We start from the raw sequence: 14564 nt of genomic DNA, 5'->3' as shown, positions 1-14564 counted from the left end.
AGCGGTGTTCCCAGGTTCCCGTCAAGGGGACGGTCAGCGGCCCCACCGCAGCGCCGGCGTCTGCACCGGTGCGTCCCACAGCCGCAGCAGCTCGTCGTTCACCTGGCACAGGGTCACCGAGCAGCCGGCCATGTCGAGCGAGGTCACGTAGTTCCCCACGAGCGTACGGGCGACGGACACCTGACGTTCTGCGAGGACCCGCTGGACCTCGGCATTGAAGCCGTACAGCTCCAGCAGCGGAGTCGCTCCCATCCCGTTGACCAGTGCCAGCACGGGAGCGGAGGGCTTCAGATCATCCAGGACCGCACCCACGGCGAAGTCCGCGATCTCGCCGGAGGTCATCATCCGGCGTCGCTCGCGTCCGGGCTCGCCATGAATGCCGATCCCCAGCTCCAGCTCGCCCGGCGGCAGGTCGAAGGTGGGACTTCCCTTGGCGGGCGTGGTGCAGGCGCTGAGGGCCACCCCGAAGCTGCGGGACGCCTCGTTCACCTGCCGGGCGATCGACTCCACCCGCTCCAGTGGCATCCCTTCCTCGGCGGCTGCCCCCGCGATCTTCTCCACGAACAGGGTCGCCCCCGTGCCGCGCCGTCCCGCGGTGTAGAGGCTGTCCGTGACCGCGACGTCGTCGTTGACCAGTACCTTGGCCACCTGGACGCCTTCGTCCTCGGCGAGTTCCGCTGCCATGTCGAAGTTCAGCACGTCGCCGGTGTAGTTCTTCACGATGAACAGCACGCCCTTGCCGCTGTCCACGGCGGCCGCGGCACGCGCCATCTGATCCGGAACGGGCGAGGTGAAGACCTCCCCGGGACACGCGGCGTCGAGCATTCCCGGCCCGACGAATCCGCCGTGCAGCGGCTCATGCCCGGACCCGCCGCCGGACACCAGCCCGACCTTCCCGGCCACCGGAGCGTCACCCCGCACGATGACCCGGCCCTCGGTATCGACGGACAGCTCGGGATGTGCCGCGGCCATCCCACGCAGCGCATCCGCGACCACGGTCTCCGGCACATTGATGAGCATCCTCATGGGTACCTCCGGGTGAGACTGGCTGTTGTCCCTGTTCAGCACGGCTGTGAGGGTTGTGGATCTCGATATTCGGCGGCGGTGTCCGGCAGGCCTGCTGCTGCTCGATGCTGATGACCGCCCATCAGGTGCACTCCGGTGTTGTCCGATCTCTGACCAGCTGGGTCCAGTATCGAAGAGAAGGGCGTGATCGGGAACGGGTTCACGGTCGGTACTCCCGCTGCGTGCATGTTCGGAGTTCCCGGGGAGACGCGGCGGATCCGAGTCGCACGGCTTCCTGGCGCTGCGTGAAGCGATCCGCGTGGCGGCCGGCCCGGCCGCGCCGATGACAGTGCACAGAGCGGCGCTTCGCGGTCCGAGGCCGTGCGTCGGGCCGTGAAGCGCCGCTCGGAGGACCTCGCGGGTGGAACGGTGACTACCGTACGGGGACAGTGAGTTCGCCGCCGCGGTAGAAACCTTCCCGCTCCTCGACGACGTAGGGGGCCATGGCCTCACGCCGTTGCTTCTCCGCGTCGGATGCCCGCCAGGAGTCGCAGGCTTCCCTGGAGTCCCAGAACGACACCCCGGTGATCTCCTGCCCGTCCTCGGACCAGTACGCAAAGGCGCGGCGCAGTTCGCGCGGGGGTGAACCCGGGCGCCATGCCCTTTCGAAATCCTCCAACGCGCCGGGCTTGATACGGCGCGTGGTCACCCAGACGAAGTGCTCCTCCATCGCAGCCTCCTCCGGAGCGCCGGCTCGCAGATGGCGCTCTCTCGGACCACCCTAGATCCGTGGCGTCGGCTCCGCCTCCGCTGCGGGATCGCGGGCTCCCGGCGACCGGGGCACGCCGGGCGGGTCGATGGGCGTCTCGGCCCGGCGGAACCCCGCCGGGCGGGCAGGCACCGACCGTCGCCCGTGCCTCCTGCTCGGCGCTGCACGTCACGACCTTCGCTCAGAAGTGCCGGAGCGCTCCGGTCGTACCGGTCGCCGTCGTCGCGCACTGTCGCCCGCGTCGCCGGGCGTGCCCCGGCTCCATCCCTCGGGACGAGTCCCCGCCGTCGGCGGACGACGGGGACCGGGACTGTTCACCCGGCCCGAGCCGGATCAGTCCCGGTCCGCCGCCGACCGCTCGGCCCGGGCCTCCGCCGCCCTGGCGTCACGGCGGGCCTCGCCGGCGTCGCGGCCGGCCTTGGTGGCGCGCTGCCGGGCGTGGTCCAGGGCCCTGTCGGCCGAGCGCTGACGCCCCTGTGCCTCCTTCAGCTCCCGGGCCAGCGTGGCCGCGCGGTCCTTCGCTTCCGCCAGGGCGGTCTCGGCCCGCTCCCGCTCCTCCTCGGCCCGTTGCAGATCGCTCTCGCGTTCACGGGCCCGCTCCCTTGCCTCCTCCGCATCCTTTCGGGCCTGGTCGAGTGCCCTTCGCCGCCGCTCCTTGCGCTCTCGTTCCCGGGCCGTCGACGCAGGGCCGACAGCCTCTGCCCGGTCTCGTACACCAGTGGGCTTCCCCTTCCGCGCGGACGGGGAGGCCGGGGCCTTGTGGGCCGGCGCTCCGGCTACCGCGCCCGCCGTGAATCCGACCGGCGGACTGAGCGGTCTGACCAGATGGCCGTCGGCCCACTCCTGTGCGGCCTGCGGGTCGGCGAGGACCGCGTGCAGCGTCGCTTCGACCTCGTGCTGCGCCTCGTCGCTCACCGGGTGTCCGGCCTCGGCCGCCAAACGCCGGGCCTGTCGGGCGAGTTCACCGACCACGGCGTGCTGCTGACGGCTGAGGGTGCGCAACTGCTCGGGGTCGAGTTCCTGGTGGGCCCGGCGCAGGCCCTCACCGAGCCGGAGCAGTCCGGCGACCTGGTCCGGCCGGTCGCGGACGAGCAGGTTGCTGGCCCACGCCGACAGCGTCGGCCGTCGCAGTGCGCCGATCCGGTCGGCGAGCTCGCGGTCCTTCGCCTTGCGGGCCGCGGCCTGGTGCCGGCCGCGTGCGCCGACGAACTCCTGCGGCGGCAGGGCGTACAACTCGTCCGCGATGCTCTCCAGATCCACGGCTCCCCGGCACCCTTCCATCGGATGAGGAAGAGTCTGCACCTCGGGACGGAGGTGACAGCACCGACGCACGCCGTGTCACTCAGGTAGGTAGGGGAGGTTCCCCCGACGTCCAGATGGCCCGGACGGACATCCGGCAAAAACGCCAGCCGTCGTCCGTGCGGCGCAGTTCGGTCTCCCAGACGCCGCCCACGGTGAAGAGGGCGTCCGCGCCTTCGCCGCGTTGCTCAAGAGTGGAATCGTGGTGGACGTGCGTCATGAGCGCGTTCCACGATGCCGTGGCCCGTCCCGATGCGGCGTCGACATCGACGAGAAGATCGGTGGCCGTGTGCTGAGTGCGGGCGAACCTCCCGAGGGCGCGCTCGGTGTGCCGCGCGGACTCGATTCCTTCCGCTGTGCCGACAGGGGTCACCGTTCGCACATCGTCCGTGACGTAGTCGCGCCCCGAGCCGTCCTCGAACCTCCGCTCGTCCAGAGCACGGAAGAAGCGGGTGACGAGCGTGCTGATCTCGGCGTGAGCCGTGGTCTGTGTGGTCATGGCCCGACCTTCCTGCCTCAACCGCACTTGAGGTCAAGCCGCTTTGCGCGGATCGTCCGGGCGATGTGGATCAAGCCGGCGATGAAGCCTCGGCGCGCCGTATCGCAGGAGGACGACCCCGTTGCCGAACGTCCGGGTCTCGGCGAGCCGGGTCGATCTCGCGGTCAGGTCCCTCGACGAAGCCGTCGAGGGACATCGACATCATCAGGATGATCCTTCTCATCCGGGTCCTCACCGGTCGGGGATCAAGGCTGCACAAGGCGGCCGGTATGCGGCCCGGAGAGCTCCTCGTCCGTGAACCGGCACCCGGCAGGTCGGTCCTCGCCACGCACCATGACGCCCTGCGCGCCATGCCGGCCCGGTGCCCGGCGATTGTTGTCGAGGGTTCCGCGATTGTCATAACACGCACCGATCGGGGCACTCGGTGCAGTGGACCGGGTGGTGACCACCTGGTGACGACACGCCGAGCACCGGGCGTGCCGGGAGGTGACCGTGAGCAGTCGGATCGACCGGATCGCGCAGCCGTGGGGCAGCCGTACCCCGTACGCGCCCGGTGAGCCCTGGCCCGTACGAGTCGACTCCTTCCTGGCCGACGGTCTGACGCCCGACGACGTGGAGCGCTGGGTGCCTTCGGCATCCGTACTGCACTCAGGCGGCGACGCCATGGACATTGCCGTCCGTGCCGGGCGTATCGTCGGCGTCCGCGGCAGGGCCCAGGACCGGGTCAACCGTGGCCGACTGGGGCCGACCGATCTGTTCGGCTGGCAGGCCAATTCGTCCCCCGACCGGCTCACCCGCCCCCTGGTACGGGAGGACGGCGAACTGGTCGAGCGCAGCTGGGACGTGGCCATGGAACGGATCGTGCGGCACACCCGGCAGCTCATGGAGGAGCAGGGCCCCTCGGCCATCGGCTTCTACACGACGGGCCAGCTGTTCCTGGAGGAGTACTACACGCTCTCGCTGGTGGCCCGGGGCGGTCTCGGCACCCGTCATCTGGACGGCAACACCCGGCTGTGCACGGCGTCCGCCGCTGCCGCGCTCAAGCAGTCGTTCGGCTGCGACGGACAGCCCGGTTCGTACGCAGACATCGATGACGCCGATGTCATCGCGCTGTTCGGGCACAACGCGGCCGAAGCCCACACCGTGCTGTGGAGCCGCATTCTGGACCGGCGAGCCGGCGCCGATCCGCCCGCGCTGATCTGCGTCGACCCGCGCCCCACCCCCGTCGCACGAGCCGCCGACATTCATCTGGCCCCCTTGCCGGGTACCAACGTCGCGCTCATGAACGGCCTGCTGCACCACATCATCGCCGAGGACCTGGTCGACCGGGACTTCCTCGAGCGCCACACGGTGGGCTTCGACGACCTCGCAGACGTCGTGCACCGGTGTCCGCCCGAGCGGGCCGCCGCCCTGTGCGACATACCGGCGAGCCAGATCCGTGAGGCCGCGCAGCTGCTCGGCGGCGCACGCCGACTGCTGTCCACCGTTCTGCAGGGTTTCTACCAGTCGCATCAGGCGACGGCTGCCGCCGTACAGGTCAACAATCTGCATCTGATCCGTGGCATGCTCGGTCGGCCCGGCTGCGGCATCCTGCAGATGAACGGGCAGCCCACGGCCCAGAACACACGGGAGTGCGGCGCCGACGGAGACCTGCCGGGGTTCCGCAACTGGGCGAACGAGGACCATGTGCGCGAGCTGGCACGGATCTGGAACATCGAGCCGGAGCAGATCCCGCACTACGGACCGCTGACCCACGCCATGCAGATGATGCGCTACGCCGAACAGGGCTCGATCCGGATGCTGTGGGTCTCGGGGACCAACCCCGCCGTGTCCCTGCCCGAGCTGGGCCGTATCCGCCCATTGCTCCAGCAGGAGCGCCTGTTCCTCGTCGTCCAGGACCTCTTCCTCACCGAGACCGCACACCTGGCGGACGTCGTGCTGCCGGCCGCCGCATGGGGGGAGAAGACGGGAACCTTCACCAACGCGGACCGCACGGTCCATCTCTCCGAGAAGGCGGTGGAGCCGCCCGGTCAGGCCCGGCCCGACCTCGACATCTTCCTGGACTACGCGCGGCGGCTCGCCCTCACCGACAAGGACGGCGAACCACTGGTCCCATGGGACGACGCCGAAAGCTGCTTCGAGGCGTGGAAGGAGTGCAGCCGTGGCCGCCCGTGCGACTACAGCGGGCTGAGTTACGGCAAGCTGCGCGAGCACGGCGGCATCCAGTGGCCGTGCAACGAGGAGCACCCCGACGGCACCGAACGCCTTTACGGCCAGGGGAAGTTCCACAGCGGGCCCGACTACTGCGAGAGCTACGGGAGGGACCTGGTCACCGGAGCGTTCACGCAACCGGTTCAGTACCGCGCGCAGAACCCGGACGGAAAGGCGATGATCAAAGCCGCCGGGTATCTGCACCCGCACGAACAGCCCGACGACGACCACCCGTTGCGCCTGATCACCGGCCGCACGCTCTACCACTTCCACACCCGCACCAAGACCGGCCGGGTACCCCAACTGCAGGGTGCGGCACCGCAGGTATGGGTCGAGGTGTCCGCGTCGGACGCCGCGGCCTGCGGGGCGGACGAAGGAGATCTCGTCGAAGTGGCCACGCCACGGGGCAGAGTGCGTGCCCGGGTGCGTATCACCGCGATCCGTTCAGGGGTGGTGTTCCTGCCCTTCCACTACGGCTACTGGGACACCCCCGACCGCAGAGGGCCAGGACCCGTCGCCCGTGCCGCGAACGAACTGACGGCCACCGACTGGGATCCCGCGTCCAAGCAGCCCCTGTTCAAGACGTCGACGGCTCGCCTCACCCTGGTCCGCCACCAGCAGGGAGCTTCCGCAGCCCCGACGACGGCCGCGGCCGCACCGGTCGCCCAGGACGTTGCCCCCACACGCGGAGACACTACGGCGCAGGCCGAGGAGAACGAGGAGGGCCCGGGATGAAGCTCGGCCTGGTCCTGCACGACCTGCATCACCACGAAAACCGGCTCGCACACCACCTCTTGCGCGTCGCCGAACGGCACGGAGCCGACCATGAGATCCACCAGCTCGGGCAGGATCTGGCCGCCTGGAGCCATCGCCACATCAGGGAGCTGGCCCACGTCGCCACCCGCTACGGCCTGGACCTCGATCCCGGCCCCGGGCGACGGTCCGCGTTGCTGGACCGTCTGCAGGAAAGGGCCGGCGAGCTCGGCGCGGGCCGTGACCACGCCGAGCTCGTGCTCCTGTACGACCTGCGGCAGATCTGTACGGACGCCACGGGCGTGCGACTGGACTGGGACATGGTGGTCCAAGGGGCGCAGGCCGCCAAGGACGCCGAGCTGCTCGCCCTCGCCCGGTCGTGCGTCAGGGAGACCGAGCGTCAGATCCACTGGGCCGAAGGAAAGCTCAAGGAGTCCGCTCCGCAGATCCTGGCCACCTGACGTCGGTCACAGCCCTACGCCTCCTGCGGCATCGGGAGACACGGCCAGCGAGAAGGAGTGACCGGCCGGGTCCGTGTACAGGCGCTCGTCGCGCGGCCCGTTGTTGTCCTTCGCGGAGACCGGCCGTGCGCCGAGACCGATCGCCTCCCGCTCCGCCTCGTCCATGTCGCCCCGCGCCACCAGGATGCGCAGGTGTGCCTGCTGCGAGTCCTCCGGCCGTGGCCAACTCGGGGGCGCATACCCGTGGTCGCGCCGCATCGCCAGATGGACGCCGTGCTGTCCGCACACTTCCACGAAGTCGGGGTCGCTGCCGATCCGTACCTCCGCGGCGAGCAACCCCGCGTAGAACTCCGCCAGTTCGATGGGCTCGGCGGCGTCGAGAACCAGGACACTCATCTTGTGTACCGTCATGGGACTCGGCTACCCCCTGCTGCCGAGCGCATACGGGGCGGCTCCACCGGGCCGGCCAGCACGTACCACCTCGGCGGCGAGCAGGATCCGGCTCGCGGGTCGCCCGTCCACGCGGTGGGGATCGAGTGGTCGTCGCCAAGCGGGCGACCTCGGTCTACAGGCCCGGGACGATCCGGCATTCCGGGACCGTGGACCTGCCCGTGATCGGCTACACCGGTGCTGCAGTGCGGCCGTGCGCGTCCCGGACGGGCGAGCGGCCCACTCGCAGCGCCTGACAGCTCCTCTGTCTGTCGCGGTGGCACCCTACTTGAGGCCGGCCCCGGACCGCGGTCGTCCACCCACGCTGACGACCGGTACACGACCGCCGCGGCGGATGGCCCGGACCGACCGATCGCACGCCGGTCGTGGCCACCACCTCGCCGTCGTGCAGGGCCACCAGCCGGGTGGCCCCGAAGCGCGTACGCGTGAGACGGCGATGCGGATGTGCTCGCCGGCCGGGTGTTGCCGGTCGAGCGGGACGCGCAGCCATCCGCACTCCACCCGATCGGGGCGGCAGGGGCCGGCATCGGCTCCGGGCAGGTGCCGAATCGCAGAGAGGGGGCGTGGGTGGTGGCGTGGACCGGGGCGGCCGGGGCCAGGGCGGCGGTGGCCACGAGGGCGCACAGCACGCCCCGGCGGCGTACGGAGGAAGTCACGGGTCTCGCATTCAGAGAATCGACGCCGGATCAGGTGACAATGAAAACGATTGTCGATAACGTATCGTCGCGTCAAGGCGGACCGTCCCGTACGGGTGCCGCCGACGCGTCATGCGTCCAACCCGCGTTCATGAGAAGAGGAAGCCGTGGCCCATCTGCTGATGGTCGAGAGCTGGGTCGGATCGATGAGCAGGCTGCTGCCAAGAGCGATCCGCGAAGGCGGGCACGAGTTCACCTTCCTCACCCGTGATCTGCACCATTACGTGCGCTCCGCGCCTGAGGGCACCGCGCACCCGCTGCTCGCGGCGCGCAATGTGCTGACCGCCGACACAAACGACATCGGGGCGTTGCTGCCCTTCGTCGAACGCGCGCACGGTGCGCTGGGCTTCGACGGGGTGGTCACCTCCTGCGACTACTACCTCCCGACGGCCGCGCGGGTCGCCGGACGCCTGGGGCTGCCGGGCCCCTCCTCCGCGGCGGTCGAGAACGCCTGCCGCAAGGACGCGACCCGCCGTCTCCTGGCCGATGCCGGCGTGCCGGGCCCTCGCTTCGCGGTCTGCGCGGACCTGGCCGAGGCCGCCGACGCGGCGCGGCGGATCGGCTACCCGCTGGTGTTCAAGCCCGTCGATCTGTGCGCCGGGATGTTCGTACGGCGCGTCGACGACGAGTCGGAGCTGACTCGCGCCCACAGGGCGCTCGCAGACTTCCCCGTCAACGCGCGAGGCCAGCGCCGCGAGAACGTGGTGCTGCTCGAAGAACTTCTGCGGGGGCCCGAAGTCAGCGTCGAAACCGTGTCGTTCGCCGGGGCGGCGCAGGTGGTCGGCGTGACCGACAAGAGCGTCGGTGGGGCGCCGGCCTTCATCGAGACCGGCCATATGTTTCCCGCCGCGCTCGCTGCCGCGGACGCCGAGGCGGCGGCGGACACCGCTCTTCAGGCGCTGAAGGCCCTCGGCCTGGACGGGGTCGTGGCGCACACCGAGATCAAGCTCACGCCGGACGGCCCCCGTGTGGTCGAGGTCAACCCCCGCCCCGCCGGCAACCGCATCACCGAACTGATCCGCCATGTGACGGGGATCGACCTCGCCGCCGTCTGCGTCGACGTGGCCCTCGGCCGCGAACCGGACCTGCGCCGACGGGCCACCGGTCTGCGCAGTGCCGCCATCGGGTTCCTGGTGCCGGACACCGGGGGAGTGCTGGAGGCCGTCGACGGTGCCGACGGCGTGCGCACGGCGGCGGACCTGCTGGAGCTCCAGCTCGCCGAGCCGGGCAAGGCCGTCGAGGCGGCGGGCAGCAACAACGAGTACCTGGGCCATGTCATGGCAGGAGACGCCGAGGGACTCGGGGCCCGCCGACGGGTCGAGACGCTGCTGTCCACCCTCTGTCCGAAGGTGGCCGGCCGATGACAGCCCTCACCCGCACGGACCTCACCGCGGCCTCGTACGACGAACTCGTCGACCGTGTGCTCCGTGGTGGCTTCGGCCCCGACCCGCGCACCCGGCGGATCGCCGTGGCGTTCACCACCCGCCAGGCCGTACGGCACGACGGGCGCAGCGGCGGCTACCGGAACGAAGTACTGAGCCTGCGTCTCGCGGAAGCCGTCGGGTCCTGCGCGGTCGAACCGGGCGGGCTCCCCGACGGTGCCGTCGACGACTGCGTCGGCGCTGACGTCGCCCGGCTCCTCGAGCACGAACTGCTGCCGGTGCGCGTGGCCGCACTGGACGCGTACCTGATGCACGTGCTGCCCCATGCGCCTGCGAACGGTGCACAGCCCTGTCCGCTGCCCGCCGGGAGTTCACTGGAGAAGTCCCTGGCCAGGGCCGCGGCCGTCGTCGGTCTGCTCGACGTCCCTCCGGGACGCACTGTGCTCGTCGTGGGCGTGGTGAACTCCCTGCTGGAGGCGCTTCGGTCGCGAGGCCTGGCGTACATAGCCTGCGACCTCAAGGGCGGCACCACGGAGTGGGGCGAGCCGGTGCGCACCGATGCGCTGTCGGAGCTCGAGCGCTGCGACGCCGTCCTCGCCTCGGGCATGACACTCGGCAACGGAAGCTTCGAACCGCTGCGGGGGCACGCGCTGCGGCACGGCAAGCCGCTGGTGATGTTCGCCCAGACCGGGAGCGCGGTGCTCCCGCGTCTCATCGGCGCCGGCGTCAGCGCGGTGTGCGCCGAGCCGTATCCCTTCTTCTGGCTCGACGGCGGTTCCGGGACCATTCACCGCTACGGCCGCCACGAGCGCTCCGAGGCCGCCCTGTGACCACGGCCGTCCTCAGCCCCGCCGGCAACCGCGAACTTCTCGCCCTGCTCGGCCGGACACCGCTCGCCCGCATCACCACCGACCTGCCCTGCCCTCACCCCGGCTTCTGGGCCAAGCTCGAAGGGCTCGGCGCCGGCGGCATGAAGGCGCGGGCCGCCGTGTCCATGCTGCTCGGGGCCAAGGAGCGCGGGGAACTGCGACCCGGCGCCCCGGTGGTGGAGTCCACATCCGGAACGCTCGGTATCGGACTGGCCTTTGCCGGCCAGGCTCTCGGACATCCGATCGTGCTGGTCGGAGACATCGAACTGGAGCCGTCGATGCGCCAGTTGCTGCGCGCATACGGCGTCCGGCTGGAGCTGGTCGACCGCCCGTCGCCCGACGGCGGATGGCAGGCCGCCCGGCTCGCCCGGTTGCGCGAACTGCGCTCCACGCTGCCGGACGCCTACTGGCCCGATCAGTACAACAACCCCGACAACATCACCGGTTACGCCTCCCTCGCCGCCGAGCTGGCCGCTCAGCTGGACCATCTCGACGTGCTGGTGTGCAGCGTCGGCACCGGCGGCCACAGCGCCGGCGTGGCCGTGCCACTGCGGCGGCACTGGCCCGGGCTCCGGCTGATCGGCGTGGACGCCACCGGCTCGACGATCTTCGGCCAGCCAGCCAGGCCCCGCCTGATGCGCGGCCTGGGCAGCAGCATCCATCCACGCAACGTCGCCTACGACGCCTTCGACGAGGTTCACTGGATCGGCCCGGCCGAGGCCGCGGACGCCTGCCGAAGGCTTGCCGCCGGCAACTTCGTCAGCGGCGGCTGGAGCACCGGAGCCGTGGCGCTCGTGGCGGCCTGGGCCGCCCGTGTCCACCCGGGAGCCGTCGTCGCCACCGTCTTCCCCGACGGGCCGCACCGCTACCTGGGCACCGTCTACGACGACGACTTCGCCGCCACCCACGCGCTCGGGTCCGCCGCCGCGGCCACGCGCCCCGTCGAGATCCCGCATCCGCGGGCCGTGGAGGCCACCGGCTGGGCCCGGTGCCGCACCGTAACCGATCCGCTGGACAACCGAACCACCCGTCTGGAAGAGAACCCGTGAAGGTCAGTCAGCGCACCGTGCGCCTCGAACTCACCGAGCCGCTGCGCATATCCCGCTCGAGCATGGCAGCCCGTGATGCCCTCTGGCTGTCCGTCGAATACGAAGGGCAGTGCGGCCACGGGGAGGTCGTCACCAGCGTGTACTACGGCCTGGACACCGCCACACTCCGGGGGCTGCTGCACGCGCAGGCCGAATGGCTGGCACGCTTCCCCGAACCGGAGAGCGCTCTGGAGGCCCTCCTCGACGGAGGCCGGGAGGGCACCGCGCCGGCCGTGATCGCGGCCGTGGAGTCCGCGCTGCTCGATCTACTGGGCAAGCGCACGGGCATACCGGTCCACGAACTGCTCGGGACTTCGGCCCCGCCGTCTGCCGCCACCGCCCGCACCATCGGCATCACGGCGCCCCCGCGGGCCGAAACCCAGGCCGTCCGCCTGGTGGGGGACGGCTTCTCGGTCCTCAAGATCAAGGCCGGTTCCCGGGACCCCGAGGACGACCTGAAGCGCGTACGGGCCGTGCGTGCCGCGGCTCCGAACGCCCGGCTGCTCCTGGACCCCAACGGAGCCTGGAGCCTCTCCACGGCGCAAAGGCTGCTGCCCCGCCTCGCGGAGCTGGGCGTAGAGGCCGTCGAGCAGCCGATCGCACCCGGCGACCTTGAAGCGCTGGCGAGCCTCGCCGAACGCTCGCCGCTGCCGGTCATCGCCGACGAGGACGCGGTCACTCACGAGGACGTCCGCCGTCTCGCCGGGCGGGTTCAGGGCATCAACGTCAAGCTCGCCAAGTGCGGGGGCGTCACTGCGGCCCTGCGCATCGCCGAACTGATCGCCGGCACCGGGACCGAGCTGATGCTCGGCTGCCTGACCGCCAGCACGCTCGGAATCGCCCCCGCCGTGCATCTCGCCGACCGCGCCCGGTGGATCGACCTCGACGGGCATCTGCTTCTCGCCCACGACCCGTGGACCGGTATCGGCGGCGCCGACGGCACCGTACAGGCGAGCCAGCACCCCGGCCTGGGGGTGCGCCCACGCACCGTGGCGGAGCGTGAACGCGCGTGAGGACGTGGCAAGAGATGCGCGCCTTTCCGCCCGCGATCCGTCTCCTCCTGGTCAACCAGCTCGGCGTCAACACCGGCTTCTATCTGCTGATTCCCTACCTCGCCCTGCATCTGAGCGAGGACCTGGGGCTCTCTGCCGCGGTCGTCGGCATCGTGCTCGGCGCGCGCAACCTCAGCCAGCAGGGCCTGTTCCTCATCGGCGGATCGGCATCGGACCGGCTGGGAGCACGCGGGGTCATCATCGCGGGATGCGCGCTGCGCACCGTCGGCTTCGGGCTGTTCGCCCTCGGCGACGGGCTGGCGGTGCTGCTCGCGGCCTCTGTGATCAGCGGACTGGCGGGGGCGCTGTTCAACCCGGCCGTGCGCGCGTATCTCGCCCAGGAGGCGGGGGAGCACAAGGCCGAGGCATTCGCCCTGTTCAACGTCTTCGCGACCACCGGCGCCCTGATCGGGCCGCTGCTCGGCAGCGCCCTGCTGCTGGTCGACTTCCGCGCCTCCGCGCTCACCGCGGCCGGGATCTTCGCGGTGCTGACGGCGGCTCAGGCCGTCGTCCTTCCCGGGCGCGAGGTCACCGCATCCCCGAACGGCGTTCTCACGGACTGGCGAGAGGTGATCGGCAACCGCGGATTCGTGGCGTTCGCCGTTGCCATGGTCGGCATGTTCACCATGGAGAACCAGCTGTATCTGCTGCTGCCGGACGGGGCCCGCCGGGCCACCGGATGGGACGGCGCGGCCGGCCTCGTCTTCCTCGTCGGCACCCTCACCCACCTCTGGCTGCAACTGCGCATCACGAAAGTGCTGAAGAGGCGGGCCACCCGGGCGAGATGGATCAGCGCGGGGCTCGCGCTGATGGCACTGGCCTTCATACCGCCGATGACGGTGGCGGGGGCCGGGACAGCGGACGGCGGCACGGGCGGCGCGGTGATCGGCGCGCTGCCCGTCCTGGCCGGGGCGCTGCTGCTCCACCTCGGCGTCATGATCGCCCAGCCGTTCGTGATGGAACTGATCCCCGGCTTCGGCCGGCCGGAGCTCACCGGCACGTACTTCGGCCTGTTCTACGCGGTCTCCGGCATCGCCGCCGCCCTGGGCAACACGGCCGTCGGCTGGGCCATGGACGCCGGGGAGCACGCGGGCGCGCACTGGCTGCCCTGGGCATGCTGCTTTGCCTTGGGGCTCACCTCGGCCGCCGGCGTCGCCTGGCTGCAGCTTCGGCGAGTGATTCCCGCCCAGGACGCCGCCGTACCGGTGCCGGCCTGAGGAGACACGGATGACACACACAAACCTGCTCACCGACAACCCGGCCCTGTACGAGGCCCGTTTTCCTGACGCCACGCGACGGGCGGGACGCTGGGCCGAGGACTGCCTGCGGAGATACGGGGCCGGGCCACGGGTCCTGGACATCGGATGCGGCACCGGCCGTGACGCCGCCCATCTGCACGGGGCCGGCCGCAGGGTCGTGGGTGCGGATCTGTCCGAGGCGATGCTGGAGCACGCGCGCGTGCACCACCCCGGTCCGGAATACGTCCTGGCGGACCTGCGCGGATTCGACCTGGGCGAACGACACTTCGACGCCGTCGTGTGCCTGGACAGCGCCCTGCTGTACTGCCACACCAACGAGGAGCTCGACGGCTTCCTGGCCTCCTGCCGTCGCTCCCTGGCGCCCGGCGGGCTGCTCGTCGCGGAGCTGCGCAACGGTGCCTACTTCCTCGGCCGCACCGAACTCCTCGACACCGCGTCCGTCAACGCGTTCACCCGGCAGGGCATCACCTACCGGTCCACCACCACCCTGCGCGTGGACCGGACCGCGCAACTGCTGCGCCGCACACGGGTGTGGAGCGCCGACGACGGATCGGCGCCGGTCGAGCAGCGCTCGGCGTGGCGGCTGCTCTTCCCCCAGGAACTGCGTCACCTCCTCGCCTTTCACGGCTTCGAGGTGCTCGCCCTGTACGACCGGCCCGGTCCCCGCACCGATCCGCCCTGGCGTGAGGGCGACCCGCCCGTCGACACGGCGGACGCCGACCGGTTGCATCTCGTCGCCCGTCTGAGGCACCCCGTCTGACCTCCGCCCCCC

The 14564-nt window shown here is 71.1% G+C and carries 13 protein-coding genes; 8 read left to right on the top strand and 5 right to left on the bottom strand.

The window, feature by feature from the left end; genetic code table 11:
• Positions 1–33: 33 nt before the first annotated feature.
• The 4 genes from dhaK to ACFYWI_RS10300 form a co-directional block, all read right to left on the bottom strand.
• The gene (dhaK, locus tag ACFYWI_RS10315; protein WP_389228213.1) at positions 34–1026 is read right to left on the bottom strand and encodes a dihydroxyacetone kinase subunit DhaK; all 993 of its coding nucleotides are present in this window, start codon (positions 1024–1026) and stop codon (positions 34–36) included.
• A gap of 412 nt (positions 1027–1438) precedes the next feature.
• Positions 1439–1735 carry a hypothetical protein gene (locus ACFYWI_RS10310; RefSeq protein ID WP_389228210.1) on the bottom strand — a complete coding sequence of 99 codons (297 nt, stop codon included), beginning with the start codon at positions 1733–1735 and terminating at the stop codon, positions 1439–1441.
• A gap of 372 nt (positions 1736–2107) precedes the next feature.
• Positions 2108–3034 (bottom strand): hypothetical protein, encoded by a 927-nt coding sequence (locus tag ACFYWI_RS10305; protein WP_389228207.1) that lies wholly within the window; start codon positions 3032–3034, stop codon positions 2108–2110.
• A gap of 82 nt (positions 3035–3116) precedes the next feature.
• Positions 3117–3572 carry a nuclear transport factor 2 family protein gene (locus ACFYWI_RS10300; protein ID WP_389228204.1) on the bottom strand — a complete coding sequence of 152 codons (456 nt, stop codon included), beginning with the start codon at positions 3570–3572 and terminating at the stop codon, positions 3117–3119.
• A 492-nt stretch (positions 3573–4064) separates the two neighbouring features.
• Between ACFYWI_RS10300 and ACFYWI_RS10295 the strand changes: the two genes are divergently transcribed.
• The gene (locus tag ACFYWI_RS10295) at positions 4065–6518 is read left to right on the top strand and encodes a molybdopterin oxidoreductase family protein (protein ID WP_389228201.1); all 2454 of its coding nucleotides are present in this window, start codon (positions 4065–4067) and stop codon (positions 6516–6518) included.
• Positions 6515–6997, top strand: a complete 483-nt coding sequence (locus ACFYWI_RS10290) for a hypothetical protein (RefSeq protein ID WP_389228198.1) — start codon at positions 6515–6517, stop codon at positions 6995–6997. The genes ACFYWI_RS10295 and ACFYWI_RS10290 overlap by 4 nt, the downstream gene beginning before the upstream one ends.
• 6 nt (positions 6998–7003) lie before the next feature.
• On the opposite strand, the gene ACFYWI_RS10285 is transcribed toward ACFYWI_RS10290, so the two are convergent.
• Positions 7004–7408: a VOC family protein gene (locus tag ACFYWI_RS10285; RefSeq protein ID WP_389228195.1), complete on the bottom strand. Its 405-nt coding sequence runs from the start codon at positions 7406–7408 to the stop codon at positions 7004–7006.
• A gap of 841 nt (positions 7409–8249) precedes the next feature.
• Between ACFYWI_RS10285 and ACFYWI_RS10280 the strand changes: the two genes are divergently transcribed.
• Genes ACFYWI_RS10280 through ACFYWI_RS10255 form a run of 6 tightly spaced genes read left to right on the top strand, consistent with a single transcriptional unit; the run spans position 8250 to position 14552 of the window.
• On the top strand, positions 8250–9506 hold the full coding sequence (locus ACFYWI_RS10280; protein ID WP_389228192.1) for an ATP-grasp domain-containing protein: 1257 nt from the start codon (positions 8250–8252) through the stop codon (positions 9504–9506).
• Positions 9503–10354, top strand: coding sequence for a Rossmann-like domain-containing protein (locus ACFYWI_RS10275; RefSeq protein ID WP_389228189.1), 852 nt, complete (start codon positions 9503–9505; stop codon positions 10352–10354). Before ACFYWI_RS10280 ends, ACFYWI_RS10275 begins: the two co-directional genes overlap by 4 nt.
• Positions 10351–11442 carry a PLP-dependent cysteine synthase family protein gene (locus ACFYWI_RS10270; RefSeq protein WP_389228185.1) on the top strand — a complete coding sequence of 364 codons (1092 nt, stop codon included), beginning with the start codon at positions 10351–10353 and terminating at the stop codon, positions 11440–11442. Before ACFYWI_RS10275 ends, ACFYWI_RS10270 begins: the two co-directional genes overlap by 4 nt.
• Entirely contained in the window at positions 11439–12494 is a 1056-nt protein-coding gene (locus ACFYWI_RS10265; RefSeq protein ID WP_389228182.1) for a dipeptide epimerase, read from the top strand. The genes ACFYWI_RS10270 and ACFYWI_RS10265 overlap by 4 nt, the downstream gene beginning before the upstream one ends.
• Positions 12491–13750 carry an MFS transporter gene (locus ACFYWI_RS10260; RefSeq protein WP_389228179.1) on the top strand — a complete coding sequence of 420 codons (1260 nt, stop codon included), beginning with the start codon at positions 12491–12493 and terminating at the stop codon, positions 13748–13750. The genes ACFYWI_RS10265 and ACFYWI_RS10260 overlap by 4 nt, the downstream gene beginning before the upstream one ends.
• A gap of 10 nt (positions 13751–13760) precedes the next feature.
• A complete protein-coding gene (locus ACFYWI_RS10255) occupies positions 13761–14552 on the top strand; it encodes a class I SAM-dependent DNA methyltransferase (RefSeq protein WP_389228176.1) in 792 nt (263 codons plus the stop codon).
• The last annotated feature ends 12 nt before the right edge of the window (positions 14553–14564 follow it).

Source organism: Streptomyces sp. NPDC002889 (genome assembly GCF_042888425.1).
Classification (GTDB): Bacteria; Actinomycetota; Actinomycetes; order Streptomycetales; family Streptomycetaceae; genus Streptomyces.
Note: the sequence above shows the minus strand (reverse complement) of the source record. Positions and strands in the feature narration are given on the sequence as shown.

Excerpts from the sequence above, each read along its gene's own strand:
- dhaK (WP_389228213.1), bottom strand. The coding sequence starts at position 1,026 with ATGAGGATGCTCATCAATGTGCCGGAGACCGTGGTCGCGGATGCGCTG.
- ACFYWI_RS10275 (WP_389228189.1), top strand. The coding sequence starts at position 9,503 with ATGACAGCCCTCACCCGCACGGACCTCACCGCGGCCTCGTACGACGAA.
- ACFYWI_RS10285 (WP_389228195.1), bottom strand. The coding sequence starts at position 7,408 with ATGACGGTACACAAGATGAGTGTCCTGGTTCTCGACGCCGCCGAGCCC.
- ACFYWI_RS10255 (WP_389228176.1), top strand. The coding sequence starts at position 13,761 with ATGACACACACAAACCTGCTCACCGACAACCCGGCCCTGTACGAGGCC.
- ACFYWI_RS10290 (WP_389228198.1), top strand. The coding sequence starts at position 6,515 with ATGAAGCTCGGCCTGGTCCTGCACGACCTGCATCACCACGAAAACCGG.
- ACFYWI_RS10300 (WP_389228204.1), bottom strand. The coding sequence starts at position 3,572 with ATGACCACACAGACCACGGCTCACGCCGAGATCAGCACGCTCGTCACC.
- ACFYWI_RS10310 (WP_389228210.1), bottom strand. The coding sequence starts at position 1,735 with ATGGAGGAGCACTTCGTCTGGGTGACCACGCGCCGTATCAAGCCCGGC.